Source organism: Pseudomonadota bacterium (assembly GCA_038533575.1).
GTDB lineage: Bacteria > Pseudomonadota > Alphaproteobacteria > Rhodobacterales > Rhodobacteraceae > Shimia_B.
Genome location: JBCAYL010000001.1, coordinates 823,176 through 848,551, shown reverse-complemented (window position 1 = coordinate 848,551; position 25,376 = coordinate 823,176). Strand labels below are relative to the sequence as shown.

The following is a 25,376-nucleotide window of genomic DNA, read 5'->3' as shown; positions in this document are numbered from 1 at the left end:
ATTTCACCGGCGGTGCGGCATCCCGCTGAAGACGACCGCAGCCTCGGCCCGCAGGAGGGCGCGGGCCGAGGCCCTGCACAAGCGCGCCCACCCAGGCTCCGAAACGGGTGAAGCCCGGCCGCGGCACTCCCCCCATGGAGCGGCGGTCCGGGCTTCAAGTCGCGCGGGGCCGGAAGTCCCCAAGGCCCCGCGCGGGCTACATTTCTCATCTGCGAGCGTCACATCCCCGGGCTCAAATTGGCAGCTGCCCCGCGGGATATGCATCCGGGAGGACCTAACTCGCGATAAGAAGCGCAGCCTCATGCCGTTTGAGCGACTTCCGCGCGGCCACGTAATCGATGAGGCCTGCTTGGGTCTTGAGCTCGGGGAAGAGCGCGAAGATCTCGTCGCGCGCGGCCCGCCCCATGGAGCCCAAGGTGTAGTCGCCGGGCTGGAACGTCTCCGTCCAGGCCCCGTTGGAAAGCACCACCTCATGGCTCTCGCACATGAAGTGGACATAGGTCGTCTCCACGTCCCCGAGGCGGGTGACGCCGTCCATGCCCACGAGGTGCTTGGCGGCCACGAGAACCTCCCGCTCTTCGAAGTAGAGCTGGGTCTTGTCGCTCGCCATGAGCATCCGGTGCTGGGGAGACACGATGATATCGCGCTCCGGCAGCCCGTGGCCGAGGGCCCCGGCCTTCACGAGGACGGGCCGCATCTCCTGCGCGCGGGCGAGCTCCTCGGGGCTCAACGTGCGCGCGCCGGTCCATGCGATTTCCTGGATGCCGTTGTCGCGGGTGATGACCTTGTCGCCGGGTTTCAGGCTCTCGACCGCGCGCTCGCCGCGGGGCGTGGCGATGGCCGTGCCGGGCGTGAAACATACGATGATGTTCTCGATTTCCTTGAAGGTCAGCTGGCCCTCGAGATTGCCCTCGTCGTCGAAGTAGAGGACGCGGCCGAAATCGGAGTCTCCGTCCGGATCCCTTCCATCGCGGATGATCTCGAGGGAGCCGCCCTCGCTCGTTGTGCCGGTGAGATCGAGCGTATCGAAATCATCGCCGCCCGTGCCACCATCGACCGTGTCGCCGATAAAGCTTCCGGCATTCTCGGCGGGGTCGACGGGATCGCCGTTCTCATCGACATCGCCGGCCTTGAAGACATCACGGTCGTCTCCGCCGCTGAGCTTGTCCGCGCCCGCGCCGCCGATGATCGTGTCATTGCCGTCCTGACCGAAGATCACGTCTTCGCCGTCACCGCCCACGAGGCTGTCATTGCCGGGCGCGCCGGGATCGGGCGCGATGTTGAAGACGATGTCCGTGAAGTTGACGCCGGTATTGTTGTCACCGTCCTGCTCGTGATCGACCTCCCAGCGGGAGACCGGCCCGGGGATGGTGACGAGCACGGAATGTTCCGCCGCATCGTCGGGGCGGTAATTGTCGTCCTTGCTCTTGGCGGTTTCAGCGCCGGGCACGTGATCGTCATCTTTGAGCTTGAGGCCCGAGCCCGCATCGCTCAGCACGACCTGGATCGGGTTCCCGTGCGGATCGTAGGCGCGGACGACGACGCGCCCGTCGCCATCGATGTCATTGATGCGGAATTCCACGTCCTCGAGCGGGCGCGAGGATGACCACGTGTAGGTGGCGCTGTTGTGATCGCCGTTGAGCACGCTTTCGAGCGAGGAGCGGTCGCCGACCTTCGGATCGAGGTCGTCGGTGTTCTGCCGCGTCGTCTCGAACTGGGTGTCGACCTGGTGATCGTTGCTCGTCGTGAAATCGAAGGTGATCTCGGCCGCGCCGGTATCCTGCGTGAAGCCGTCGGTGGCGACGTCGTTGCCGAAATCCGCCTCGTTCGACCACTTGAAGATCTCGTGGCGGGGGGCCCCGTCATCGCCGAAGATGGTGTCGTTGCCGGTGCCGCCATAGACGGTGTCATCGCCCGCCCCGCCGCGGATGATGTCATCGCCCTTGCCCGCGACGACGGAGTCGTCGCCGCTGCCAGCGAAGATGTCGTCATCGCCCTTGCCGCTTTCGATCGTGTCGTTGCCGCCCTCCGCGAAGACGATATCGTCCTGCTTGTCCTCGCCGGGGAGGATGGCGTCGTTGTTGTCGATGCGGTCGCCATCGGGGTCGCCGAGGTAATCTTCGTCAATGAGCTCGCCGTCATCGGTGCCTTCGACGATGCCGTCGAGCTGCGCCACGGGCTCCGCTTCATACTTGAGGTTGTCGATGGCGCCGGACCCGTTGAGGATCACCATCATCGATTGCACACCGTCCACGTTGAAGTGTTTGGTGAAGATCTCGTTGTCGTCCTTGCCGTGGATATCCACGGTCTTGATGAGATTGCCGTGCGCGTCGAAGAACTTGACCCACGCGCTCTCCTCGATGTCGAGGAAGGTCAGCGATTTCACCTTGGCCTCGTTTTCGAAGTCGATGGTGAAGATGCCGCCATCGGCCTCGTCGTCGGGGTCGCTGCTGTCACCATCCTCGGAGATGATGAGCACGTTGCCCAGCGTGTCGGTGGCGAGATCGTCGTCCTCCCCGGTGGGGTGGCTCGTGTCAAAGATCATCGCGTCCTTGGGATTGCCGTGCAGGTCGGTCGCCGAGATCGTGATGCCCTGATCCTGGAGCTCGTCGTCGATCTTGTCTCCGGCGTGGAAGCCATTGAAATTGATATGATAATGGGTCTTGCTCATCACGCCGTCTCCTTAGGCCCCCGCCAGCGGGCAGCGCGCCACCCGCTCGAGCCGAGCTACTCTGTACCCGTCCGTGGACGGCCCCTTGGGACGCAGACGCATGGTGGGCATCCGCCCCCCGGCACCGGAAAAGAAGTCTTGCCACATACTCACTGCGGACATCCTCACACGTCTACGCCCCGCCGGACCCAGAAGCAGATCAGCCCAGGAGCGATCACTCACAGAGTCCGAGTTGGGAGAGTGCGATGCCACGCGAGCTCGACCGTGATCAGATCACGGCACTCCGCCATACGGCGCTTGCGCGCCAGCGATGCTCACGAACCCCCGCGACAAACAGCAACGTCACGAACCGTGTGCGACCGCCCCCATGGCCTTCGTCTTCACCCCCCAGTTGGGCCCTGAAGTGGTAGCCGCTGGCCGACCTCGGACAAAGTTTAAAATCGTTCACAAAGACGGGTTAAATCCGACGAAAATGCAGCACAGCGCCCGATGGTTGTTTGTTAACCTTTGTCCATTGTTCGCGATGCGCCGCGTGAGCGCCCCACTTTCGCCGCATTTTTGCCGTCTTTCGCCCCATTTCGGGCACATTCGCGGCATCCTGAGCGCGGATTTCCGGGCGATCACCACCCCCGCCCGGCCGCACGCGGGCCCATTGTTTCCAAAGACACCGGGCGGGCGGCGCGGAAACGACCTTGGGTCACTTCGCGCGTGCGCCGCCCTACTTTCGCCATGGTTGTGTCGAATTGTTTCCGCGGCGGGCGCAATTGGGCAATTTTGCCATCTTTGATGCCGCGATTTGGGCAATGACGACCGAATCGGGGCAAGGATGCGACCTCAATGAGGCAAGGCGAGATGCACGGGGCGTGGAAACAGGCGATGTGCCGCTGGTACCCAAGGCCGGACTCGAACCGGCACGGCCGTTAAGCCGGCGGATTTTGAATCCGCTGCGTCTACCATTCCGCCACTTGGGCACACTGCCTCGGGTAGCCTCGCCGCATACCACGGTCAAGCGGTCCGTGAGGACGTGGTCTTTGTCCGTCATCGAGTTGGGAATGGCGGCAAGGCGGGCAAGGCTGAGCTTGGTTTGTGGGTCAACGCTGGCCGCTTGAAATCACCCCAAGCCGTCGCCAGCTCAGGTACGGGTGGAGAGAAGGTTCATGCAAATCGACATTTGGGACCTCGTAAGACTGCTTGCACTTCACCCAGAAGTCCTGGGCTTTCTGGTAGTGGTTTCGTCTTTCGGTGTTGGGCCTGTGATCGTTCTCGCCGTTGCTCTTTATGAAACGTGTTGGCTGCGGAAACACACACGAGCTCCTCAGTTTAGAGACTTGATCATGCGCGAGCTAAGGATGCCCGATATTGCTCACATCTCCTATGCCGACGGGCATAAGCCCCCACAATCACTGTAAAAAATTTAATCCATCGATCCTGCCGTGGGCTCGGAACGGACGCCGGGCTAAGGCTACGGATACGTGTGCCGTCAGCCCGGGAACATGACCCCGACGAGCCAGAGCGTGATTGCCGGAAAGCCCACCAGCAGCACCACGCGCAAGAGATCGGCGGCCACGAAGGGTGTCACCCCTGCATAAGTGCGCACCATGGGGATGTCGCGGGCCATGGAATTGATGATGAAGAGGTTCATCCCCACCGGCGGCGTGATCAGCCCCACCTCCACCACGATGAGCGCGAGGATGCCGAACCAGATCGCCGTCTCCTCCGCCGAGAGCCCGAAATCGAGCACCTCGATCACCGGGAAGAAGATCGGGATGGTGAGCAGGATCATGGAGAGCGAGTCCATCACGCAGCCGAAGACGAGATAGGCGAGCAGCATCGCCGTCAGCACCATGAGGGGCGCGAAGCCCTGCCCCGTCACCCATTCCGCCAGCGCCTGCGGCGCCTGCGTGATGGCGAGGAAGGAATTGAAGAGCGCGGCCCCGAAGACGATGAAGAAGATCATCGCCGTGGCCTGCGCCGTCCCGAGGATGCTCTCCTTGATGCCCTCCCAGTTCAGATCGCCGGTGGAAAGCCCGTAGAGCCCCGTGAGCACGGCCCCCACGGCCGCGCCCTCGGTGGGTGTGAAAAGCGCGTCGGGCCCCGGGTTCGACCAGTCCCAGTCGCCCGCGATGCCGTACATCACGAGCCCGAAGATGAAGAAGACGGGCCATGTCTGCGCCAGGCTCTTCATCCGCTGGCGGTACGGCACGCGCGCCGCCTGGTCCGCCGCGGAGGGGCGGATGCGCACGTAGATTGCGACCGTCACGATGTATCCCAGCGCGGCGATGAGGCCGGGGATAAGCGCCGCGATGAACATCTTGACGATGTTCTGCTCGGTGAGGATCGCGTAAATCACGAGGATGATCGAGGGCGGGATGAGGATGCCCAGCGTGCCACCCGCGGCAAGGACCCCCGTGCTCAGGCTGTCGGAATAGCCGCGCTTGCGCATCTCGGGCAGCGCCACCTGTCCCATGGTGGAGGCTGTGGCCAGCGACGACCCGCAGACTGCCCCGAAACCCGCGCAGGCGCCCACGGCCGCCATCGCCACGCCGCCCTTCCGGTGGCCGAGCCAGTCCTGCGCGGCGCGGAAGAGCGCGCCCGACATGCCCGATTTCGTCGCGAACTGCCCCATGAGGAGGAAGAGCGGCACGATGGAGAGCGAGTAGGAGGAGAATGTGTCGTAGGTGAGCGTTTTCATCTGCGCGAGCGGCGCCGCAGGAGAGCCGCGCACGATCCAGACGCCGATGAAGCCCGTGAGCGCCATGGCCACCGCGATGGGCACCCGCGCGAAGATCGCCGCCAGCATGAGCGCAAAGCCCGCGAGCGCGAGCTCGATCCCGCTCACGCCTCCTGCTCCACCGCGCGGCCCGCCGCGAGCCGGTTCCAGCCGCGCCAGACGGTATAGAGGCTCACCAGAAAGAACGCGACCGCCCCGAGAAGCGCGAGGCCGTAGGGGATCCAGATGGGGATCTCGAGCTCGTAGGTTGTCTCCGGGAAGAAGGGCTTGAAGCCCATGGCGAGCCGGTCCCGCCAGGCCTCCGAGAAGAACGGGAACTTCTCCCCGAAGCCCAGATAGAAGCGCCACATTACGACGAAGGCCGCGAGCGTGATGAGCACGTCGCCCAGCCACGCCGTCACGTGTCTCCCCCGCCCGGGCAGCGCGTTTGTGAAGATGTCGACCGTCACGTGGCCGCGGCGGAGCTGGCACCACGGCAGGAACGCGAAGACCGCGATCGCCACGCCCGCCTCCACCAGCTCGTAATCGCCGGTGATCGCCCGGATGGGCCCCGTGTTGATCCAGCGCCCGAGAATGGACACGAGCGTCATGAGCGCGAGCCCCACGAGCACCGCGCCGCCGAAATAGGCGAGCCCGCGCGCCAGCGCCTCGGCGCCGCGCCCGGCCCGTGCTTCCAGTCTCGGAGCGATCTGCACCCGGCCCTCCATGGATGTCGTGCGGGGGTGTTTACCTCACGCGCCGCAGGCGTCCAGCGCTCACATCGCCTCGTCGTACTGCGCCACGAGCGCCCGCGCGAAATCGACCATCTCCTGCCCCGGCAGCCCCCGCGCGGTCACCTCCTCGATCCAGGCCGCCACCTGCGCGGCGCCGATCTCCTCGATTTCGGCGAGGACGGCGTCGTCGAGCGTATGGACCTCGTTGCCCGCTGCCTCGATCACCGCGAGGCCCACATCGTCGCCCTCGTCCATGGCGCGCCCGGCCAGCGCGGAGACCTCGCGGCCCGAATTTGCGTCGATCACGGCCTTCAGATCATCGGGCAGCGCGTCGTAAGAGGCACGGTTCATGCCCCAGACGAAGAAGGTATTGTAGAGCGCGCGGTCGCCGCCGATCTGCGTGTGGCTGTCGGCCAGCTCGTGGACCTTGAGCGGCGGCACGATCTCGTAGGGGATGACGCCGCCATCCACCGTCCCGCGCGACAAGGCCTCGGGGAAGGCCGGCACCGGGATGCCCACGGGGCTTGCCCCGAGCGATTCCAGGAGCTGGTTGGCCTGCCGCGACGGGCCGCGCAGCTTCAGCCCCTCGAAATCAGCGAGGGTTTTCACCGCCGGACCCCGCTTGTGAATGATGCCCGGCCCGTGGAGATGCACGGCCAGGATCTTGATGTCTCCCATGCGCTCGGCCACGTAGCGCTCGGTGAAATCCCAGAGCGCGCGGGAAGACGCCTCCGCCGACATCGACGCCATGAAGGGCAGCTCGAAGACCTCCGTCTCCGGGAAACGGCCCGGCGTGTAGCCCGGCAGCGCCCAGCCCCCGTCGATCACCCCATCGCGGATCTGGTCATAGAGCGCGGGCGGCGCCCCGCCGAGCTGCATGGCCGGATAGAGCTCCACCTTGATGCGTCCGCCGCTTTCGGCCTCCACCTTCCGCGCCCAGGGCTCCATGAAGCCCGCCGGCACGCTGGCCTGGGGCGCAAGGAAATGCTGGAAGCGGAGCGTGACCTCCTGCGCCGCCACGCCCGAGGCGGACAATGCTGCCACGAATGCCCCCAGAACGGCCGCAGCGAGGCCTCCGCGTAGATAGTCTTTCATCGTTGTCCTCCCGGGCCATGCGCCCCTGCCGGAGCTAACGCCAACCCGATGGCCCTCCGCAAGCCAGACTTGGGCGGCGGGCGCGCCGTGGCAAGGCCGACCCGGCGCCGCACGGGCTGGAGCGGCCGCGAAAGCCGCACACGCGGGCTCACCATCGCTTGACCCTCGCCGCGCCGTGCGGGCCCCGGCACCCGGGCCCATGCGCGCAGCACCATGCCGCGCCTCTGCCCCCTTCGCCGCGCTTGACCCGCGCGCGGCCCGCACGCAGAAAACAGCCATGCGCGCGCCGTCCATGACCCTCTCTCCCGCCGGTGACATTTCCATCTCCGACAGGCTGAGCCGCCTCGCCTCGGAGACGGGTGGCGAGACGGTCACCCTGGGCTGGATCCTCGACCAGCTTCACGAGCGCGCTTTCGGGCTGTTCTTGCTGGTGCTGGCGCTGCCCTGCTGCATTCCGTTCCTCTACGGCATCCCGCAGATCGTGGCGCTGCCGCTCATGTTCATCTCGCTGCAGCTGCTCGTGGGGCGCAATGCGCCCTGGCTGCCCCGGCGCCTCGGTGACCGGGCGGTGACGGCTGGGGCGCTGACCGCGCTCTCGGAGCGCGCCGGGCCCTGGCTCAAGCGGCTGGAGATGCTGAGCCGCCCGCGGCTCGCCGCGCTGACACGGGCACCGGTGGAGCGCGTCGTGGGTGCGGCGCTCGTGCTCTTCAGCGCCTCGATCCTCGTGCCGCTGCCGGCTACGAATACGGTTCCGGGTCTCGCGGTCGTCATCGTCGCCGCCGGGCTCCTGCAGCGCGACGGGCTCCTCGTGATCCTCGGGTGCCTTCTCGGCTCGGCCTGGATCGCCTCCCTCGTCTTCGCGGGGGCGACGCTCGTCTCCCTCCTGCAATCCTGGGCCGGGATTTGACGATGCGGGCGCTCATCATCGGGGCCGCGCTCGGCTCCGCCGCGCTTCTCGCCGGGGCGTTCGTCTTCCAGTGGCTCGGATACGCGCCCTGCCGGATGTGCATCTGGCAGCGCTACCCCCACGTGGCGGCGGCGCTCATCGGGGTGCTCTTTCTCCTCGTGCCCCTGCGCGCGCTGGCCTGGCTCGGTGCCGGGGCGGCGGCGGCCACGGGCGGGATCGGCGTCTTCCACGCGGGCGTCGAGCAAGGCTGGTGGGAGGGCCCGGCAAGCTGTTCGGGCGGCGGCTCCCTCAGCGGGCTGAGCGCCGGCGATCTCCTCAGCACCGAGGCCGCGCCCGCCATCGTCATGTGCGACGAGATCGCGTGGCAGTTTCTCGGCCTCTCCATGGCCAGCTGGAACGCGGCGCTGAGCTTCGGCCTTGTGGCCCTCTGGATCGCGGCGGCGCGCGCGCCCCGCACGGGGCTCGCATGACCCGGCTCGTAATACGCCTCCTCGCGCTTTACCTGCTCGTCGTGGCGGGGGCCTTTGGCTGGTCGGCACTGGCCAATGAGAACGACACCGCCCTGCGGGCCTGGCGCTCGGTCTCCCCGGCCAAGGTGACCTTCGGGCTCGGCAGCCAATGGGGCACGACCTTCACGGTCGAGGATGAGGACGTGGCCCTGCCCGCGCGCTTCGCCGTGCCGGAAGACCTCGCGGACGCAAATCTCCTCCTCGTGCTCGTGGGCTCACCGAGCGAGGCCGCGCAGCTTCCAGGCATCGCGGGCCTGATCTCCGATCCGGCCCAGACCTTCGAGGAGGTGGTGCGCGACGACGTGCAAACCCGGATCGCCTCGAGCCAACTCAGTCTCCGCCTCCATCCGCTTCCGCTCGTCGTGCGCCGGACGGAGGTCGTGGTCTACCCGCTCGACGTGCTGCAGGGGATCGACATCAGCTGTGCCAGCGAGGCGCTCACGGCGCTCTTCGAGTTCGCGCCACGGGATGCGCTCGCGCGGTTTTCCACGCCCTGCACTGAGAGCTGAGGCCCGGCGGCCTTCATCCCTGCGTGCGGACTATCACTCTTTTGGAAACGGTGCATGCACACATGGCGCCGGTAGCCAAGTGTATAGACGCGATTTGTGCGCCCGCTGCACGGGTGCGGCGCGGTCTGTGGCAGGCGCTTCCGGCGTTAATGAAGCGGGAAGTCCGACGGGCCGAACTCGCCCGTCACGTGCCGCCACTGCCCCGGCGCGATCGCCTTGCGATGGATGAAGCGGACCGAGTTGAGCGGTCCCTCGATCTCGCCCTGCCAAAAAGCGATGAAATCGAAGAGCTTCGGATGATCGGGGGCAAGGTCGTAGTCCTGCCACACGAAGGTATTCAGAACATTGGGATAATCCGGCATCCCGTAGAAGAACTCGGCGGTCGTGAGGCCGTAGCCCTTCAGAAGCATCTCTGTCTCTGTCATGCGTTCTCCTCTCGTCTCTTCAGTGTGAGAGAGCCCTCGCGGATGTGTCAACAATTCCAGCAGCTTGGCATGGCATTGGAGCGGCAGAGAGGCATTTTGATGCCGAAAATGCAGGCACGGAATTGCACACCAGATGAAGGGAGTGATAAGCTGACGAGAACAAAATCTAGCGGAAGCGAGAGCTAGGGCGGGACATGAGCGACGACACGGAAACCCCTGAAACCGATGGTGAAATGCCGCCTGAGCGGCCTGAATTCGGCGGGCCGTCAATCTCGATCTCCGACGAGATGCGCGCCTCCTATCTCGATTACGCGATGTCGGTCATCGTCAGCCGTGCGATTCCGGACCTGCGCGACGGGCTCAAGCCCGTGCACCGCCGCATCCTCTACCACATGGACGACTCGGGCTACACGCACGACAAATCGTTCCGCAAATCCGCCAAGCCCGTGGGGGAGGTCATGGCCAACTACCACCCCCATGGCGACGGCGCGATCTACGACGCACTCGTGCGGATGGCGCAAGATTTCTCCATGTCCGTGCCGCTCATCGAAGGGCAAGGGAATTTCGGCTCCATGGATGGCGATAATCCGGCGGCCATGCGCTACACCGAAAGCCGCCTGCGCCGCGTGGCCCGCGCGCTGCTCGACGATATCGACAAAGATACCGTTGATTTTCAGGACAATTACGACGGCAAGGAAAGCGAGCCCACCGTCCTTCCGGCACGGTACCCCAACATCCTCGTCAACGGCGCGGAAGGCATCGCCGTGGGCATGGCAACGCGGATTCCGCCGCACAATCTGGGCGAGGTGGTGGACGCAACGCTCGCCCTCATCGAGAACCCGGACCTCTCCACCGAAGAGCTCATCGAGATCGTACCTGCGCCCGATTTCCCCACCGGAGGCCAGATCCTCGGCCGCTCCGGCGCGCGGAAGGCTTATCTGGAAGGGCGTGGCTCCGTGATCATCCGCGCGAAGACCCGCGTCGAGGAGTTGAGGAAAGACCGCTACGCCATTGTTATCGATGAGATCCCTTACCAGGTGAACAAGGCCACGATGATCGAACGGATCGCCGAGGCCGCCCGGGACAAGCGCATCGAGGGGATCGCCCACGTCCAGGACGAGAGCGACCGCTCCGGGGTCCGCGTGGTCATCGAACTCAAGCGCGACGCCACCGCCGAGGTGGTGCTCAACCAGCTCTATCGCTTCACGCCCATGCAGCAGAGCTTTGGCTGCAACATGCTCGCGCTCAATGGCGGTCGCCCGGAGCAGCTGACGCTGCGCAAATTCCTCACGGCTTTCATAGACTTCCGCGAGGATGTTGTCATTCGCCGGACGGCGTTCGAGCTCAACAAGGCGCGGGATCGCAGCCATGTGCTCTGCGGCCTCGCCGTTGCGGTCTCCAACGTCGACGAAGTGGTGCAGACCATCCGCCAATCGGCCGATGCCGCCGCCGCGCGAGAGGCCCTCATGACCCGCCGCTGGCCCGCGGGCAGCATCGCCGATTACCTCCAGCTCATCGACGATCCGCTCAGCAAGATGAACGAGGACGGCACCTATAACCTCACCGAGATCCAGGCCCGGGCGATCCTCGACCTGCGTCTCCAGCGCCTGACCCAGATCGGTGTGAAAGAGGTCACTGACGAGCTTGAAGAGCTGGCAGGTAAGATCAAGGAATACCTCGCAATTCTCGGCTCCCGTGAGCGGATCATGGAGATCATCGCCACCGAGCTGAGCGAAGTGAAAGAGGCGCATGCCGTCCCTCGTCGCACCGAAATCCTCGACTGGTCCGGCGACATGGAGGACGAAGACCTCATCGAGCGCGAGGACATGGTCGTCACCGTCACCCAAGGCGGCTACATCAAGCGCACCGCCCTCGCCGATTTCCGCGCCCAGAAACGCGGCGGCAAGGGGCTGAGCGGCATGTCCATGAAGGATGAGGACGTCGTCACGACGCTCTTTGTCGCCAACACCCATACGCCGCTCCTCTTCTTCACGACCGACGGCATGGTCTACAAACTCAAGACATGGCGGCTCCCCCTCGGTGGGCGCACGTCGAAGGGCAAGGCCATCGTCAACATCCTGCCCATCCCCTCGGGCGTTTCCATCGCGGCGATCATGCCCGTGGACCGCGAGGAGGAGGACTGGGACGAGCTTCAGGTCGTCTTCGCGACCTCGGCGGGCACCGTGCGCCGCAACGCGCTGAGCGACTTCGCGAATGTCATGCGGAACGGCAAGATCGCCATGAAGTTCGAAGGCGAACACGCTGAAACCAAACTGATTAACGCGCGCATCGCCTCCCATGATGATGACGTGATGCTGGTCACGCGGCTCGGTCGCGCGATCCGCTTCAAGGCCACGGATGTCCGCGTCTTCAACTCGCGCGCCTCTGTGGGTGTGCGCGGGATCAACCTCCGCGATGAGGACACGGTGGTCTCCATGTCGATCATCCGCCGGTTCGAAGCGAGCCCCGACGAGCGCGCGGCATATCTCAAGATGCGCCGTGCCATGGCGGGCCTCGCAGACGATGCCGAAGCCGAGGAGGAAGAGGGCAATGCCGACATGCCGCTCAGCCAGGAGCGCTACGCGGAGATGTCCGCGGCGGAGAACCTCATCCTGACGATCACGGCAGAAGGCGCCGGCAAGCTCTCGTCGTCACACGATTATCCCCTGCGCGGGCGCGGCGGCCAGGGCGTGACAGCCATGGACAAGGCCATGCGCGCCGGGCCGATCATCGCGAGCTTCCCGGTGGATCTCGACGATCAGATCATGCTGGTGACGTCGAATGGCCAGTCGATCCGGGTGCCGGTGGATGGGATCTCCTTCCGCTCGCGCGGTGCGGGCGGTGTGAAGGTCTTCAACACGGCCAAGGGCGAAAGCGTCACCTCCGTGGCTTATATCGCCGACAGCGGTGAAGAAGAGCCCGCAGAAGAGAGCTGACAGCGGGCATGACCTCTGGGCCCGGCGGTCGCCGCCGGGCACCAGCATGTCGCGCGGCGCAGCCGCACCTTTAGGTCACAGCTCGTAAATCTCGGAGAATTTTGCTTCGATGTAGCCAAGAAGCGGGCCCTCACTCGGCTCCATCCCCGCGGCATGGGCGATCGTGGCCCGCGGCTCCCGGAGGCCGCCATGGATCTGCACGTGGCTCCTGAGCCATGCCGTGGCCGCGCGCGTATCTCCCCGGGCGAGGTCCGCGTCGAGATCGGGGATGTCGCGCCGCAGCGCCTCGTGCAGGCAGCCGGCATAGACGTTCCCCAGCGTGTAGGTCGCAAAATACCCGAACAGCCCGACGGACCAGTGCACATCCTGCAGGCAGCCGTTGGAGGGCTTGTCCACGGCAAAGCCGAAATCCGCCTCGAAGCGGGTGTTCCAGGCCTCTTCGAGATCGCCCACCGCCAGCTTGCCGGAGATGAGCTCGCGCTCGAGATCAAAGCGCATGAGGACATGAAGGTTGTACTGGACCTCGTCGGCCTCGGTGCGGATGTAGCCCTGCCCCACACGGTTGACGCAGCCGAAGAAGGCCTCCGCGTCCATGCCAAGATCGCCGAAGGCCTCGGTCATGCGGCCGTGGAGGAAGCCTGTGAACGCGCGCGACCTCCCGAGCTGGTTTTCGTAGATGCGGCTCTGGCTCTCGTGGACGCCCATGGAGACACCCGACCCCAGCGGCGTGAGCGCGTAGGCATCGTCGATATTCTGCTCGTAGCAGGCGTGCCCGACCTCGTGGATCGTCGAGTAGAAGCAGTTGAAGGGATCGGTGGGCGAGGTCCGCGTCGTGATCCGCACATCATGGCCCGACCCGCTGGAGAACGGGTGCACTGCCTTGTCGATCCGGCCCTTCCGCATGTCATAGCCAAAGGCCAACGCCAGCTCCTCGCTCAGCTTCAGCTGCGCTGCCTCTCGGAACGTACCTTGTAGCGACTTTGGCGTGTTCGCGCCGAGGATGCGGTCCCGCAACGCCACCAGCCGCGGCCGCATCGCGCCGAACATGGCATCCAGATCAGCCGCCGTCGTGCCCGGCTCATAATCTTGGAGAAGCGCGTCGTAGATGTCGCCACCCGACGCCAGCGCCGCGCCTTCCTCCTGCCGGAGCTTCACGACCTCCGCCAGCACGGGCAGGAATGCCGCCACATCCTCGTTTGCACGCGCCTCGGCCCATTGGCCCTGCGCCCGGCTCGTCACCCGCGCGATCTCGGCGGCAAGCCTTGCGGGAACCTTGGTATTGCGCGCGTAGTCTCGGCGCATGTGGCGCAGCTTGGCTTGGCTCACCTCATCGAGGGTCGTGTCCTCGATCCGCCCGAGCCACTCCCCCATGCGGGGATCCGTGCGGCGTGCATGGAGCACCCCCTCCAACGCGGCCATCTCCTCGCCCCGCTGCTCGGCAGCGCCGCGGGGCATCATCGTCTCCTGGTCCCATCCCAGGCGCCCCTGAATCTGGCCCAAGGCCTGCGTCTCACGGTCGAATGCCATGAGCTCGTCGAAAGGGGTCATGTCAGGCCTCGCGGAAGGAAGATTGGATGGGATGCGCGGCCAGGAAAGTCGCGTAGATCGTCGCGAGCCAGAGCAGGATCCCGACGCCCTGGTGAATGATCGCGATCCAGAGCGGCGCACCCAGCAGCACCGTGGCGATCCCGATGCCCATCATCAGCGTGATGAGGAGGCCCACGCGTCCCACGGCCTTGCGGGTGCGCTTGTGCGGGCTGCGGGCGACGCGGATACCCAGATAAATCGCAAAGGCGAAGACGACGTAGCCCCATGTGCGATGCATGAATTGGACCGTGCCCGCGTTCTCGAAGAAGTTCCGCCAGAGCGGCTCGAGGTCAAACCCCGTGGGGGGGAAGATCTGCCCGCCCATGAGAGGCCAGGAATTGTAGGCCGTCCCGGCGTCGATCCCCGCCACGAGCGCGCCGAGCAGCATCTGGATGAAAAGCGCGCCGGTGAAGACCCATGCGAGGCTGGTGAGCCCGGCCTCGCCCGCGCGGCGCGCCTGCATGATCTCCCGCTCGGGTCGGCTCAGGAGCGCGATGTAGCGGGCCAGAACGGCGAGAATGATGAAGGCGAGCCCAAGATGCGTGGCCAGCCGGTAAGAAGCCACATCGAGCATCGTGCCCGTGAGGCCGGAGGAGACCATCCACCAGCCAATGGCGCCCTGAAGCCCGCCGAGCGCACCAACGAGCAGAAGGCGCGGCGTCCACCCCGCCGGGATCTGGCGGCGGATGAGAAAGTAGAGGAAGCCGAGGCCCCAGACGAGCCCCACGAAGCGGCCGAGCTGCCGGTGGCCCCATTCCCACCAGTAGATCACCTTGAACTCCGCCATCGTCATGCCGGCATTCTGAAGCTGGTATTCCGGGATCTGGCGATAGCGCTCGAGTTCCGCCTCCCAATCCGCCGCATTGAGCGGGGGGATCGCGCCGGAGAGCGGCGCCCATTCCGTGATCGAAAGGCCGCTATCGGTGAGCCGGGTGAGCCCGCCCACGGTGATCATGGCCACCACGAGCACGGCCAGTGCAATGAGCCAAGCGCGGATCGCGAGCCGGGCACCGGACCGGCCACGGTCGATCGCGCCTTTCTGGGCCTGCGGTTTGGGCGTGTCGCCCACATCCTCAAAGATTGATCTCGCCATCAGTGATCCTCTGACGTTTTCGCGTATTTGCGCACCATCTGCCGGAGAACACCGTGCAGTGTCTGCACGTCCGCCCGGGTGAGCGGCATCCGGCTCCACAGGTTGCGCAGGTTCGTTTTCATGTTGGCGGCCTTGTGGTCCGGGAAGAAGAAGCCCGCCGCCTCGAGCTGCGTCTCGTAGTGGCGCGCAAGTGCTTCAACCTCTTCCCCGTTTGCCCAGTCCCCACCCTTGGCGCCCTTTGGTTCGTTGACTTCCAGTACGATATCTGAGGCCGCGCGCTGCCATTCATAAGCAGTCAGAAGGACGCACTGCGCGAGATTGAGGGAGAAAAAGGCCGGGTTCACAGGGACGGTGATGATCGCGTTGGCACGGGCCACGTCATCGTTTTCAAGCCCGGCCCGTTCCGGCCCGAAGAGCACCGCCACCCGCTCTCCCGCCGCGATTTTCTCCGCCGCGATCTCCATGGCCCGTTCAGGCGCGTAAACGGGCTTCGTCAGGTCGCGACTGCGGGCGGTGGTGGCGAAGGTGTAGGTGCAATCGGCCACGGCGCTCGCCAGGTCGTCGGTGAGCATGGCCTCGTCCAGGAGCCGGCCCGCGCCCGAGGCCATGGCCACGGCCTTCTGGTTGGGCCAGCCGTCGCGTGGGGCCACGATCCGCATGCGGTCGAGGCCGAAATTCCACATGGCGCGCGCGGCGGCGCCGATGTTCTCGCCCATCTGCGGGCGCACGAGGACGAAGGTGGGTTGGGGTGTCTGTGACATTGGCCGTCCTGATACCTGCCGGGGCCCGACAAGCCAAGGCGTCCGAGGCCTCTACGGCCATCGCGACGCATCTCGTTGCCGCGCTCCTGAGCCCTTGCTATGAGGCGCGAAAAGGAGCCGCACCATGGCCGATGCAGAGCACCCGCAAATCTATCTCGTGAGCCCGCCGGAGATCGAACTTTCGCGCTTTCCCAAGCTCTTGGCGGCCTGCCTTGATGCGGCTCCGGTGGCCTGCTTTCGGCTCGCGCTGTCGTCGAAAGATGAAACCACGCTCTCGAAGGCGGGCGATGCCTGTCGCGAGGTTTGCCATGCGCGCGACGTGGCGATCGTGATCGACACGCACGTGCAGCTCGCCGAGCGGCTGGGGCTCGACGGCGTGCATCTGCCGGACGGGTCGAAATCGGTCCGCAAGGCGCGGAAGGCGCTTGGCGGCGATGCGATCGTCGGCAGCCATTGCGCCCAATCCCGCCATGACGGGATGACCGCGGGAGAGGCCGATGCGGACTATGTCTGTTTTGGCCCCACCGCCCCCACGGCCCTGGGCGACGGGGCCCATGCCGAGCGTGAGCTCTTCGAGTGGTGGTCCGAGGTGATCGAGGTCCCGGTCGTGGCAGAGGGTGGGCTCGGCGCGGAACAGATCGCGGAGTTGGCGCCCTACGTCGATTTCTTCGCGTTGGGAGACGAGGTCTGGAGCGCTGCGGCGCCCGAGACCGCGCTGTCAGAGATCGCCGCCCGCCTCAAGGGCTGAGGCGGCATCCACCGGCTCCGCCACCACGTCCCGCAAGAGCCGCGCCGCTGCCTTCCTGTCAGAGAGCTCCGAGAGAGAGACAGGCGGGTGGAAGATCACGCGCACGCCACCCTGCCGCCGCGCCGACAGGACGCGCAGGAGATGGCCTTCGAAACTCATATCACCCCACCAGCCGTAAAAGCGCGGATCGGCGTCCCTCGGAGCCTCATAGACGAGAGATATGGGCTGCAGCGCGAACCGGTCGCTGCCCTCGTCATCGAAGAAGGCCGAGAACAGCGTGGATTGAAACTCAAGCACCCGCTTTCCGTCCGTCGATGTGCCTTCGGGGAAGAAAACGAGGTGGTGTCCTTGGGAGATGCGCTCCTGCAAGAGCGCCTTTTGCGCCACGGCATCCCGTCGCTCCCGGCGGATAAAGATCGTCCCGGTCGCACGGGCCAGCCATCCGATCCCGGGCCAGCCCGCCACCTCCGCTTTCGAGATGAAGTAGATGGCTTGCGGCGCGTTCAGCGCGAAGATGTCGAGCCAGCTCACATGGTTGGCCACCGCGGCCCCCGGCCCTGACATGGGCCGACCTTCCACGCGGTACCCCATGCCAAGAAGCACGAAGGCCGACCGGCAGACATAGCGCGTGATGTGCGGCGTGATCGGGCGGCGCGTGCCGAAAAGCGGCTTTTCCACCAGCCGGACAAGCAAGAGCAGCGCGAGGCAGCCGAACGTGTTTATGGCCAGGGGCAGCCCCCGCACCACCGCGCGCGCGATTCCGGCGGCGGTCAGCGGCGCAAAGTTCGGGGTGTCCTCGGACGTCCAGGTACGGCTCATGGAGTCTCAGACCGCCGCCGCATATTGCGCCCGCAGGCGAGGATCCATGCGCGCGATATCAAGGATGAGGCAGACATCGGTCGTGTTGAACGGCCGGTCGATGAAGGCCCCGTCCCCAACGAAGCCACCAAGGCGCAGATAGGCCTTTATCAGAGCAGGGATCGCGGCGGTGGCCGCGCGGCGGTCGATTTTGGCCTCGGGCAGTAGGTCCATGGGCTGGTAATCGAGGGAACGGACGCGGAGATCCTCGGGCGCCAGATGGCGCGCCCGCAGGAGGGATAAGGGCGCCGCCAGCTCGGTCAGGTCGGTGCCATGGAAGGAGGCCACGCCGAAAAGAACCTCGATCCCATGCTCTTGGATATAGCGCGCGAGAGCCTGCCAGAGCAGGTACATGGCCGAGCCTCCACGGTAATCAGGATGAAGACAGGACCGCCCGAGCTCGAGAAGCTTGCGCCCGCTTTCCGTGAGGGCGGTCAAATCGTATTCACCCGCGCAGTAGTACCCGTGAGCCTTCGCAGCATTCCCGGGCATCAGCCTATAGACACCCACGACGTGCTCCAGCTGCGTGCTTCCGCGCCGATCATCGACGAGGACAAGATGCGCGTAATGCGGGTCGTGCACATCAACCTCGAGCTGCGCGTCGTGATCCACGAGCGGCCCGTCGCCGCCAAGCTCTTCCACGAATACCCTGTAGCGCAGGCGCTGCGCGCCCTTCAGGTCGACCTCGCTCCGCGCCAGGCGCACGGAAAGATGCGGATCATGGGCAATCATGTGGCGGCGACCCCGAGCATGGCGCGTACCTAGGGCTTGCCCGCCGGGGACGCAATCGCCCCGCGCCGCATTCTCCGCCGCGATCCGCTGCACGGATCGGGCAGCATTAACCGCGCCTTAACCTTGGTTGTGCTTCGCTTGACGCATGGAAGTTGTGCGCGCGCCCGGCCGCACGTAAAAGTTGTAGAGGTCGCGGGCGCGATGCTACGAATGACGCACCGCCACGGGCGGGGCTGGATGTATTGAGGGGTTGCCATGGCCGTACAGGATCGCATCACACCGCTTGTTGGCTCGCGGATCTGCCATGACCTGATCAATCCGCTCGGTGCGATTTCCAACGGTGTCGAGCTCCTGAACATGACGCCGGGCGCCGGCGGGCCTGAGATCGCCTTGATCTCCGAAAGCGTGGAGGCCGCGAACGCGCGCATCCGTTTCTTCCGCATCGCCTATGGCGCGACCTCGGACACGCAGGTCCTCGAGGATACGGAGGTCATGGCAGTTCTCGATGGCATGGCCCTTGGCGGGCGCCACAAGTTCATCTGGACCGCACCGGGCGCGCATCCCCGCCGCGAGGTCCGGCTCGTGTTCCTTTTGCTGCAGTGTCTCGAGACGGCGATGCCCCATGGCGGCGCCATCGAGGTCACCGGCCATAAAGGCCTCTGGACGCTGCGCGGACGGGGCGAGCGCTATTCCGAGATCGCGGAACTCTGGGATATCATCACCAAGGCGCACGACCCCGCCGACCTCGCGGCGGCCCATGTGCAATTCGCGCTCGTGGCCATGCTGCTGGAAGAGATGGGCCTGATCATCGACATCGTGCAGAGCAACGAAGAGCTCGCACTCCACATCAAGCACTTCGAGGCCCGGACCGCCGCCGCCGGCTAGGGCCTGACCGCGCCCTTCCCTCGCACGAGGTACTTGAAGCTCGTGAGCTGCGCCGCGCCGACCGGACCACGCGCATGCATCTTGCCCGTGGCGATCCCGATCTCGGCGCCCATGCCAAACTCGCCACCATCCGCAAACTGCGTGGAGGCGTTATGCATCAGGATCGCGCTGTCGACCTCGTTGAAAAAGCGCGTCACCGCCGCTTCGTCCTCCGCGAGAATGCAGTCGGTATGGCTGGACGAGTATCGCCGGATATGCGCGATGGCCGCGTCAATATCGTCGACCACGCGCGCGGCGATGATGCTGTCGAGATATTCGGTGCCCCAGTCTGCCTCCGTGGCGGCCGCGGTCCCTTTGAGCCCCTCTGCGCGCACCTCGACACCGGCATCCACCAACATATCCACAAGCGCCTGCCCGAGCTCGGAGGCCTCCTTGTGAACCAAGAGGCACTCCGCGGCCCCGCAAATGCCTGTTCTGCGGGTCTTCGCGTTCAAAACGACCCGTTTTGCAGTCTCCAGATCCGCGCTTTGGTCGACGTAGATATGCACAATACCCTCAAGATGCGCGAATACCGGGACCCTCGCCTCACGTTGTACAAGGCCGACGAGCCCCTTGCCGCCGCGCGGCACGATCACGTCGATCGTCTCGGTCATGCCAAGCATCTCTTTCACGGCGGAGCGATCGCGCGTGGGCACGCGCAGGATCGCGTCTTCCGGAAGCCCGGCGGCGCGCAACCCTTCGACGAGGCAGCGATGGATCTCCTCGGAGGAATGGAAGCTCTCGGACCCGCCGCGCAGGATGACCGCGTTGCCTGACTTCAGGCAGAGCGCACCCGCATCGGCGGTCACGTTCGGGCGGCTTTCGTAGATCACGCCGACCACGCCGAGCGGCGTGCGCACGCGCTCGAACGCGAGGCCATTGGGCCGCTCCCAAGCGTCGATCACCTGTCCGACCGGATCCTCCTGCGCCGCGACCGCCCGGAGGCCCGCGCACATGGCCTCGATACGGCCTTCATCGAGCATGAGGCGATCGAGCATCGGCGCGCTCAGCCCCTTCTCGCGACCGAACGCCATATCCTGCGCATTGGCCTCCATGATCTCCGCCCGCCGCTGCCAGACCGCCTCCGCGGCGGCCTCCAGCGCGGCACGCTTGGCCGCCGGATCGGCGAAAGCGAGCTCCGCCGCGGCAGCTTTCGCCCGCGCGCCGAGATCGGCCATGGTGGCGGCGATGGTATCGAGGTCTTTCATGGGTCGAAGGCTCCCTAGAGTGCCATGTCGTCGCGGTGGATGAGGGCGGCGCGTCCTGAATAGCCCAGTACGTCGGCAAAGTCAGCGGTGTGCAGGCCCTTGATCGCGTCCGCCTCGGTGGAGGTATAGCGGCTGAGCCCGATGCCGAGCGCCGTGCCATCCGGGCCCGTCACCGTGATCGCGTCCCCCCGCCCGAACGCGCCCGTGACCTTCGTCACGCCCGCGGGCAGAAGAGACTTCCCCTGTCCCAGGGCGCGCACGGCTCCGGCATCGAGAACCACGGCACCGCGGGGCTTCATCGAGGAAATCCAGCGTTTTCGCGCAAGGGCCGGGTCGTCCTTGGCTGCAAACCAGGTCGCAGCCCCGCCTGTCTCCAGTGCTTTCAAAGGGCGTTTCACACCGCCCCGCGTGATGACCATCGCGCAGCCCGCACCGACTGCCATCTTGGCGGCCATGATCTTGGTCTTCATGCCGCCCTTCGACAATCCGGACCCTGCATCGCCCGCCATGGCCTCGATCTCCGGCGTGATGCGCTCGATCCGGTCCAGCCGCGTGGCACACGGATCTTCAGCCGGGTTCGCGGTATAGAGCCCGTCCACATCCGACAGGAGGACAAGGAGGTCCGCCCCCACGGTGACAGCGACCTGCGCGGCGAGGCGGTCATTGTCTCCATATCGGATCTCATCGGTGGCGACTGTGTCGTTCTCGTTGACAATGGGCACGACGCCCAGCCCGAGAAGCTGCGCGAGGGTCGCGCGCGTGTTGAGGTAGCGCCGCCGATCCTCGCTGTCTTCGAGCGTCACGAGGACCTGCCCTGTCACGATATCGAAGGGCGCCAGGGCCTCTTCGTAGGCGCGCGCGAGCCGGATCTGCCCGACCGATGCCGCGGCCTGTGACTTCTCGAGTGCGAGCACCGGCTCCCTGAGATCGAGGACACCGCGCCCGAGCGCGATGGACCCCGAGGACACGAGGATCACGTCCTTGCCCTGCTCCTTGAGCCAGGCCACGTCCTCGGCGAGCGAGGACAGCCACGCGCGCTTGAGCCCATCCGGTCCGACGAGAAGCGCCGAGCCGATCTTGATGACGACGCGGCTTGCATCGCTCAGGGTTGCCACGGCTCTGCATCCTCCGGAGCGTCTTCTTCTGCGGCGGCCGTGATCTCCGTGCGGAGGGCGCGCAGCACCGGCGTCACCCCCTCGCCCGCGACGCCCGACATCAGGTAGACGCGCGACTTCGCCGCCTCTTCCAGCGTCTTCTTCGCCGCCGCGCGTTCGTCTTCGTCGAGCGCATCGATCTTGTTGAGGGCCGTGATGCGCGGCTTCTCCGCCAGATCGCCACCATAGGCCTCGAGTTCGGCGATGATTGTGGCGTAGTCGCCGCCGATGTCGTCCGAGGTGCCATCCACGATGTGGAGCAAGGCCGAGCACCGCTCGACATGGCCGAGGAAGCGATCCCCGATCCCCTTGCCCTCGTGCGCGCCCTCGATGAGGCCCGGGATATCCGCCATCACGAATTCATGGTTGTCGACGCCCACGACCCCAAGGTTCGGGGTCAGCGTCGTGAAAGGGTAATCGGCAATCTTCGGCCGCGCATTCGACGTGGCTGCGAGAAAGGTCGACTTGCCGGCATTGGGAAGCCCCAGAAGCCCCACATCCGCGATGAGCTTCAGCCGCAGCCAGATCGTCCGCTCCACGCCAGGCTGGCCCGGATTGGCGCGACGCGGGGCCTGGTTGGTGGCGCTCTTGAAATGGAGATTGCCGAAGCCGCCATTCCCGCCGCGCGCGAGCACGATGGTCTGCCCCTCTTCGGTCAGATCGGCGATCACGGTCTCTTCGTCTTCATCGAGGATCTCGGTGCCCACGGGCACGCGAAGGACGATATCGCTGCCGTCCTTGCCGGTGCGCTGGGCGCCCATGCCCGCCTGCCCGTTCTTGGCAAAGAAATGCTGCTGGTAACGAAAGTCGATGAGCGTGTTGAGGCTCGGAACCGCTTCGACAATGACGCTGCCGCCCTTGCCGCCGTCGCCGCCGTCCGGCCCGCCATACTCGATGTATTTCTCGCGCCGGAAGCTGACGCAGCCGCCGCCGCCCGCGCCGGAGCGGATATAGACTTTCGCGAGGTCGAGAAACTTCATGTGCGTGCGCGCTCCTTGGCGTTTCCTTGGCTCAAAGCGCGTGCGCTTGCAACGGGGCGGCGAGCGCCACCTTTTGAACATCCACGTCGTGGCCGAGCACGGGGGCGTATTCCCGGCGGATCTCTGTCTTCTCGAAGCCGAGCTTGAGGAGGATACCGCCCGAGCGGTCATTGCCGAGATGCCAGCCCGACGTGAGGGCGCCGCCGCCCCGCGCGAAATGCCAGGCGACGAAGGCCGTGGCGGCCTCGGTCATGACGCCCCGCCCCCAGGCTGCTTCCTTGAGCCAGTAGCCGAGATTGCCATCCGTTAGGGAGATCACGCCGAGCGGCTCCGCCTCGCAGATGACCGCGCGATAGTCGGGATCGGCGGCCGAGGTCTCCAGCCAGGCGCGCGCGTCGTCGAGCGTGAAGGGATGCGGCGGGCCACTCAGCCAACGCTGCACGCGCGGGTTGGTGATGTGCTCGGTGATCCAGCCGGCATCATCCTGCCCCAGCACCCGGAGCGTCAGGCGCTCCGTCTCGATGGGCTCGGTCATCCCTTCAGCCGCTTGTGATACGTCCATGTGGGCACGGTCGCGTTTCGAGCGACAGAATGGGCCTCGGCATCGCCGATATACGTGAAGCCACAATTCGTCAGCACCCGGGCAGAGGCCGGGTTGTCCTGAAAGACGCTGCCGAAGACGGTTTCGCAGTCTTGGGGGTTGGCGCGGAGCAAGGCAGCCACGGCCTCCCGCGCGAGACCCTGCTGCCAGAACGGCGGCGCGAGCCAGTATCCGATCTCGGACTGGCCCCGGTCCATTCGCTCGAGGCCGATGACCCCGACAAGCTCCGAGAGCCCCGTCTCATGGCCGTCGAGGACCCAGATGTCCTCCACACGATCCGGCGCGAGCGCACCGCGAATGAAGGCCTCGGAGGCTCCGGGCGGGAGCGGATGCGGGATACTCGTCGTCATCTGCGCCACGCGCACGTCGCCGGCATGCATGTCGAGCGGTCCGCGGTCGGAAATCCGCAGCGGCCTCAGGATGAGGCGCTCCGTCTCGATCGTCGCTTGGGGCTGGATGGGATCCTGGATCATGGCAGGTCTCCTGCGGCGGCGAGCGCGTAGGCCACGCTGGCCACGGTGAGGGCGGCGAGCGCCCAGAAAAGATACTTCTCGGATGGCGCGCCCTGGAGCTTGCGCGCGATGAGATGCCCTGCTCCGGTCCAGAGAGGATGGAGCGCAATCTGGCAGAGGCCGAGCGCGAGAGCGACCGTCGCAGTGGCGATGAAAGGATCGGTGCCAGCGGGGATGAAGCTCGTGAACGCCGTGGTGATCATGGCCCAGGCCTTGGGATTGAGTGGATGCACGATGAGCCCGGCCAGAAAGCCCGGCGCGCGCGCCTCCACCTCGCCGGGGACGAGCCGCATGTTGGCCACGCGCCACGCGAGCCAGCAGATGTAAGCAGCCGACATCCACTTCAGCGCGGCAAAAACCACAGGCGCAGTGCTGGCGAGCTCCAGAAGGCCGAAGCCCAGCGGCCAGATGATGAGCTGCTTTCCCGCGACCACACCGGCCACAAAGGGCAAGGAGCGCGCGAGGCCGAAACGCGCGCCGGTGGCCAAGAGCGCCATGTTGGCCGGGCCCGGCGTGCCCACCTGGCTCGCGGCGAATGCGACAAGGGCAAAATTCATGATGGCACCCTCCGCCGGGCGGGTTCGCGCCCCTCGGCGGAGGCGGATATCAGAACCTGGGCCATGGGACGGCCCTCCATCGAAAAAGCTCTCGCGAGAAACGAGAAAGGGGACCGGCTGGTTTGCCGATCCCCCTGGTTGTCTTTTGAAACCTTGTGGTTCGGCTTACTCCGCGGCCTCGGCCGTTGGGAGCACGGAAATGAAGGTGCGGCCCTTGAGGCCCTTGTGGAAGGTCACGGCGCCCTCATGGGTGGCGAAGATCGTGTGATCCTTACCCATGCCCACGCCCTCGCCCGGCCAGAACCTCGTGCCGCGCTGGCGGACGATGATGTTTCCGGGGATCGCCGTCTGACCGCCGTAAAGCTTCACGCCGAGGCGGCGACCCGCACTGTCGCGACCGTTCCGGGACGAACCACCTGCTTTTTTATGTGCCATAGCTCAGTCTCCTCTTTCTCTCAGCCTTCAGCCACTTTGGCTTTGGCTTGTTCGATCCAGCCTTCGCGCTCGATCCGGCCCTTGAAGTTCAGCTGCTCGTCCATAGCAGCGACGTCTTCTTCGGTCCATGCCGCGATCTGAGCGAAGGACGTGACGCCAGCGGCGAGCAGCTTCTTCTCGAGCGCGGGGCCCACGCCGCTCAGCTCCTTGAGGTCGTCGGCGCCAGAGGCGGCCTTGGGTGCCTCTTTCGTCTCGGACTTCGGCGCGGCGGCTTTCGTGTCCGCCTTCTTCGTGGCGGCCTTCTTCTCGGCCTTGGGCTTTTCAGCCTTCGCAGGCGCAGCGGCAGTGGCCGTGAACCCGGACCCGCCAATCGCGGCCTTGACGCCGGACTTCGCCGCGCCTTTCTCGAGGATCTCGGTCACGCGCACCAGCGTGAGCTGCTGGCGGTGGCCGACCGTGCGCTTCGAGGAGTGCTTCCGGCGGCGGCGCACGAAGTTGATGACCTTGTCACCCTTGATCTGGTCGATGACCGTCGCCTGAACGCCCGCGTCCTCGACAAGAGGCGTGCCCACCTTGGAACCCACCATCAGGATATCGTTGAATTGCACGGTCTCGCCCGCGTCCGCTGCAAGCTTTTCTACGCGGAGCACATCACCCGCCGTGACCCGGTACTGCTTGCCACCGGTTTTCAGAACCGCAAACATGCGTCTTTCCTCATTCTTCCGCGTCG

General features: G+C 65.8%; 24 protein-coding genes and 1 tRNA gene. 6 read left to right on the top strand and 19 right to left on the bottom strand.

Going from position 1 to position 25,376, the window contains the following annotated elements:
• Window positions 1–274: 274 nt before the first annotated feature.
• The 5 genes from AAFM92_04360 to AAFM92_04340 form a co-directional block, all read right to left on the bottom strand.
• Window positions 275–2,671, bottom strand: coding sequence for a Hint domain-containing protein (locus AAFM92_04360; GenBank protein ID MEL7299598.1), 2,397 nt, complete (start codon window positions 2,669–2,671; stop codon window positions 275–277).
• 885 nt (window positions 2,672–3,556) lie between these two features.
• Window positions 3,557–3,642, bottom strand: a tRNA-Leu gene (locus AAFM92_04355).
• 509 nt (window positions 3,643–4,151) lie between these two features.
• A complete protein-coding gene (locus AAFM92_04350; GenBank protein ID MEL7299597.1) occupies window positions 4,152–5,510 on the bottom strand; it encodes a TRAP transporter large permease in 1,359 nt (452 codons plus the stop codon).
• Entirely contained in the window at window positions 5,507–6,097 is a 591-nt protein-coding gene (locus AAFM92_04345) for a TRAP transporter small permease (protein ID MEL7299596.1), read from the bottom strand. Before AAFM92_04345 ends, AAFM92_04350 begins: the two co-directional genes overlap by 4 nt.
• 60 nt (window positions 6,098–6,157) lie before the next feature.
• On the bottom strand, window positions 6,158–7,210 hold the full coding sequence (locus AAFM92_04340; GenBank protein MEL7299595.1) for a TRAP transporter substrate-binding protein: 1,053 nt from the start codon (window positions 7,208–7,210) through the stop codon (window positions 6,158–6,160).
• Window positions 7,211–7,487: 277 nt separating this feature from the next.
• On the opposite strand from AAFM92_04340, the gene AAFM92_04335 reads away from it, so the two are divergent.
• Genes AAFM92_04335 through AAFM92_04325 form a run of 3 tightly spaced genes read left to right on the top strand, consistent with a single transcriptional unit; the run spans window position 7,488 to window position 9,135 of the window.
• Window positions 7,488–8,117: an exopolysaccharide biosynthesis protein gene (locus tag AAFM92_04335; protein MEL7299594.1), complete on the top strand. Its 630-nt coding sequence runs from the start codon at window positions 7,488–7,490 to the stop codon at window positions 8,115–8,117.
• Between the two features lie 2 nt (window positions 8,118–8,119).
• On the top strand, window positions 8,120–8,587 hold the full coding sequence (locus AAFM92_04330) for a disulfide bond formation protein B (protein ID MEL7299593.1): 468 nt from the start codon (window positions 8,120–8,122) through the stop codon (window positions 8,585–8,587).
• On the top strand, window positions 8,584–9,135 hold the full coding sequence (locus AAFM92_04325) for a hypothetical protein (GenBank protein MEL7299592.1): 552 nt from the start codon (window positions 8,584–8,586) through the stop codon (window positions 9,133–9,135). The genes AAFM92_04330 and AAFM92_04325 overlap by 4 nt, the downstream gene beginning before the upstream one ends.
• A 146-nt stretch (window positions 9,136–9,281) precedes the next feature.
• Here the strand turns inward: AAFM92_04325 and AAFM92_04320 are convergent, their stop codons facing one another.
• Complete coding sequence (locus tag AAFM92_04320; GenBank protein ID MEL7299591.1) at window positions 9,282–9,560, bottom strand: usg protein; 279 nt, start codon at window positions 9,558–9,560, stop codon at window positions 9,282–9,284.
• 194 nt (window positions 9,561–9,754) lie between these two features.
• On the opposite strand from AAFM92_04320, the gene gyrA reads away from it, so the two are divergent.
• Entirely contained in the window at window positions 9,755–12,496 is a 2,742-nt protein-coding gene (gene gyrA / locus AAFM92_04315; protein MEL7299590.1) for a DNA gyrase subunit A, read from the top strand.
• 75 nt (window positions 12,497–12,571) lie between these two features.
• Here gyrA and AAFM92_04310 read toward each other — a convergent pair whose 3' ends face one another.
• From AAFM92_04310 to AAFM92_04300, 3 genes are read right to left on the bottom strand one after another with little or no spacing between them, the layout of a single operon-like run.
• Window positions 12,572–14,044, bottom strand: coding sequence for a carboxypeptidase M32 (locus AAFM92_04310; GenBank protein MEL7299589.1), 1,473 nt, complete (start codon window positions 14,042–14,044; stop codon window positions 12,572–12,574).
• 1 nt (window position 14,045) lies between these two features.
• Window positions 14,046–15,176 carry a COX15/CtaA family protein gene (locus AAFM92_04305; GenBank protein MEL7299588.1) on the bottom strand — a complete coding sequence of 377 codons (1,131 nt, stop codon included), beginning with the start codon at window positions 15,174–15,176 and terminating at the stop codon, window positions 14,046–14,048.
• Window positions 15,176–15,937, bottom strand: coding sequence for an RNA methyltransferase (locus tag AAFM92_04300; GenBank protein ID MEL7299587.1), 762 nt, complete (start codon window positions 15,935–15,937; stop codon window positions 15,176–15,178). Before AAFM92_04300 ends, AAFM92_04305 begins: the two co-directional genes overlap by 1 nt.
• 124 nt (window positions 15,938–16,061) lie before the next feature.
• Between AAFM92_04300 and AAFM92_04295 the strand changes: the two genes are divergently transcribed.
• Window positions 16,062–16,685, top strand: coding sequence for a thiamine phosphate synthase (locus AAFM92_04295; protein MEL7299586.1), 624 nt, complete (start codon window positions 16,062–16,064; stop codon window positions 16,683–16,685).
• Here the strand turns inward: AAFM92_04295 and AAFM92_04290 are convergent.
• Together AAFM92_04290 and AAFM92_04285 are read right to left on the bottom strand one after the other, a co-directional pair.
• A complete protein-coding gene (locus tag AAFM92_04290) occupies window positions 16,656–17,504 on the bottom strand; it encodes a lysophospholipid acyltransferase family protein (GenBank protein MEL7299585.1) in 849 nt (282 codons plus the stop codon). The genes AAFM92_04295 and AAFM92_04290 overlap by 30 nt on opposite strands.
• Window positions 17,505–17,510: 6 nt before the next feature.
• The gene (locus AAFM92_04285; protein MEL7299584.1) at window positions 17,511–18,275 is read right to left on the bottom strand and encodes a GNAT family N-acyltransferase; all 765 of its coding nucleotides are present in this window, start codon (window positions 18,273–18,275) and stop codon (window positions 17,511–17,513) included.
• A 255-nt stretch (window positions 18,276–18,530) separates the two neighbouring features.
• Between AAFM92_04285 and AAFM92_04280 the strand changes: the two genes are divergently transcribed.
• Window positions 18,531–19,160, top strand: a complete 630-nt coding sequence (locus AAFM92_04280) for a histidine phosphotransferase family protein (protein ID MEL7299583.1) — start codon at window positions 18,531–18,533, stop codon at window positions 19,158–19,160.
• Here the strand turns inward: AAFM92_04280 and AAFM92_04275 are convergent.
• From AAFM92_04275 to AAFM92_04240, 8 genes are all read right to left on the bottom strand, one after another.
• On the bottom strand, window positions 19,157–20,407 hold the full coding sequence (locus tag AAFM92_04275) for a glutamate-5-semialdehyde dehydrogenase (GenBank protein MEL7299582.1): 1,251 nt from the start codon (window positions 20,405–20,407) through the stop codon (window positions 19,157–19,159). The two genes, AAFM92_04280 and AAFM92_04275, sit on opposite strands and share 4 nt — an antisense overlap.
• A 14-nt stretch (window positions 20,408–20,421) precedes the next feature.
• Complete coding sequence (proB, locus tag AAFM92_04270) at window positions 20,422–21,522, bottom strand: glutamate 5-kinase (GenBank protein MEL7299581.1); 1,101 nt, start codon at window positions 21,520–21,522, stop codon at window positions 20,422–20,424.
• A complete protein-coding gene (gene obgE, locus AAFM92_04265) occupies window positions 21,510–22,541 on the bottom strand; it encodes a GTPase ObgE (GenBank protein ID MEL7299580.1) in 1,032 nt (343 codons plus the stop codon). The genes proB and obgE overlap by 13 nt, the downstream gene beginning before the upstream one ends.
• A 31-nt stretch (window positions 22,542–22,572) precedes the next feature.
• Window positions 22,573–23,076: a GNAT family N-acetyltransferase gene (locus tag AAFM92_04260; protein ID MEL7299579.1), complete on the bottom strand. Its 504-nt coding sequence runs from the start codon at window positions 23,074–23,076 to the stop codon at window positions 22,573–22,575.
• Entirely contained in the window at window positions 23,073–23,615 is a 543-nt protein-coding gene (locus AAFM92_04255) for a GNAT family N-acetyltransferase (GenBank protein ID MEL7299578.1), read from the bottom strand. The genes AAFM92_04260 and AAFM92_04255 overlap by 4 nt, the downstream gene beginning before the upstream one ends.
• A complete protein-coding gene (locus AAFM92_04250; GenBank protein MEL7299577.1) occupies window positions 23,612–24,211 on the bottom strand; it encodes a LysE family translocator in 600 nt (199 codons plus the stop codon). The genes AAFM92_04255 and AAFM92_04250 overlap by 4 nt, the downstream gene beginning before the upstream one ends.
• A 165-nt stretch (window positions 24,212–24,376) precedes the next feature.
• Window positions 24,377–24,646 carry a 50S ribosomal protein L27 gene (gene rpmA, locus AAFM92_04245; GenBank protein MEL7299576.1) on the bottom strand — a complete coding sequence of 90 codons (270 nt, stop codon included), beginning with the start codon at window positions 24,644–24,646 and terminating at the stop codon, window positions 24,377–24,379.
• Window positions 24,647–24,666: 20 nt separating this feature from the next.
• Entirely contained in the window at window positions 24,667–25,350 is a 684-nt protein-coding gene (locus AAFM92_04240) for a 50S ribosomal protein L21 (GenBank protein MEL7299575.1), read from the bottom strand.
• Window positions 25,351–25,376: the final 26 nt, after the last annotated feature.

Coding starts and splice junctions, on each gene's coding strand:
- AAFM92_04285 (MEL7299584.1), bottom strand. CDS start 18,275: ATGATTGCCCATGATCCGCATCTTTCCGTGCGCCTGGCGCGGAGCGAG.
- AAFM92_04240 (MEL7299575.1), bottom strand. CDS start 25,350: ATGTTTGCGGTTCTGAAAACCGGTGGCAAGCAGTACCGGGTCACGGCG.
- AAFM92_04305 (MEL7299588.1), bottom strand. CDS start 15,176: ATGGCGAGATCAATCTTTGAGGATGTGGGCGACACGCCCAAACCGCAG.
- AAFM92_04360 (MEL7299598.1), bottom strand. CDS start 2,671: ATGAGCAAGACCCATTATCATATCAATTTCAATGGCTTCCACGCCGGA.
- AAFM92_04325 (MEL7299592.1), top strand. CDS start 8,584: ATGACCCGGCTCGTAATACGCCTCCTCGCGCTTTACCTGCTCGTCGTG.
- AAFM92_04260 (MEL7299579.1), bottom strand. CDS start 23,076: ATGACCGAGCCCATCGAGACGGAGCGCCTGACGCTCCGGGTGCTGGGG.
- AAFM92_04335 (MEL7299594.1), top strand. CDS start 7,488: ATGCGCGCGCCGTCCATGACCCTCTCTCCCGCCGGTGACATTTCCATC.
- AAFM92_04330 (MEL7299593.1), top strand. CDS start 8,120: ATGCGGGCGCTCATCATCGGGGCCGCGCTCGGCTCCGCCGCGCTTCTC.
- AAFM92_04290 (MEL7299585.1), bottom strand. CDS start 17,504: ATGAGCCGTACCTGGACGTCCGAGGACACCCCGAACTTTGCGCCGCTG.
- rpmA (MEL7299576.1), bottom strand. CDS start 24,646: ATGGCACATAAAAAAGCAGGTGGTTCGTCCCGGAACGGTCGCGACAGT.
- gyrA (MEL7299590.1), top strand. CDS start 9,755: ATGAGCGACGACACGGAAACCCCTGAAACCGATGGTGAAATGCCGCCT.
- AAFM92_04280 (MEL7299583.1), top strand. CDS start 18,531: ATGGCCGTACAGGATCGCATCACACCGCTTGTTGGCTCGCGGATCTGC.
- AAFM92_04255 (MEL7299578.1), bottom strand. CDS start 23,615: ATGATCCAGGATCCCATCCAGCCCCAAGCGACGATCGAGACGGAGCGC.
- AAFM92_04320 (MEL7299591.1), bottom strand. CDS start 9,560: ATGACAGAGACAGAGATGCTTCTGAAGGGCTACGGCCTCACGACCGCC.
- AAFM92_04300 (MEL7299587.1), bottom strand. CDS start 15,937: ATGTCACAGACACCCCAACCCACCTTCGTCCTCGTGCGCCCGCAGATG.
- AAFM92_04310 (MEL7299589.1), bottom strand. CDS start 14,044: ATGACCCCTTTCGACGAGCTCATGGCATTCGACCGTGAGACGCAGGCC.
- obgE (MEL7299580.1), bottom strand. CDS start 22,541: ATGAAGTTTCTCGACCTCGCGAAAGTCTATATCCGCTCCGGCGCGGGC.
- AAFM92_04250 (MEL7299577.1), bottom strand. CDS start 24,211: ATGAATTTTGCCCTTGTCGCATTCGCCGCGAGCCAGGTGGGCACGCCG.
- AAFM92_04275 (MEL7299582.1), bottom strand. CDS start 20,407: ATGAAAGACCTCGATACCATCGCCGCCACCATGGCCGATCTCGGCGCG.
- AAFM92_04295 (MEL7299586.1), top strand. CDS start 16,062: ATGGCCGATGCAGAGCACCCGCAAATCTATCTCGTGAGCCCGCCGGAG.
- AAFM92_04340 (MEL7299595.1), bottom strand. CDS start 7,210: ATGAAAGACTATCTACGCGGAGGCCTCGCTGCGGCCGTTCTGGGGGCA.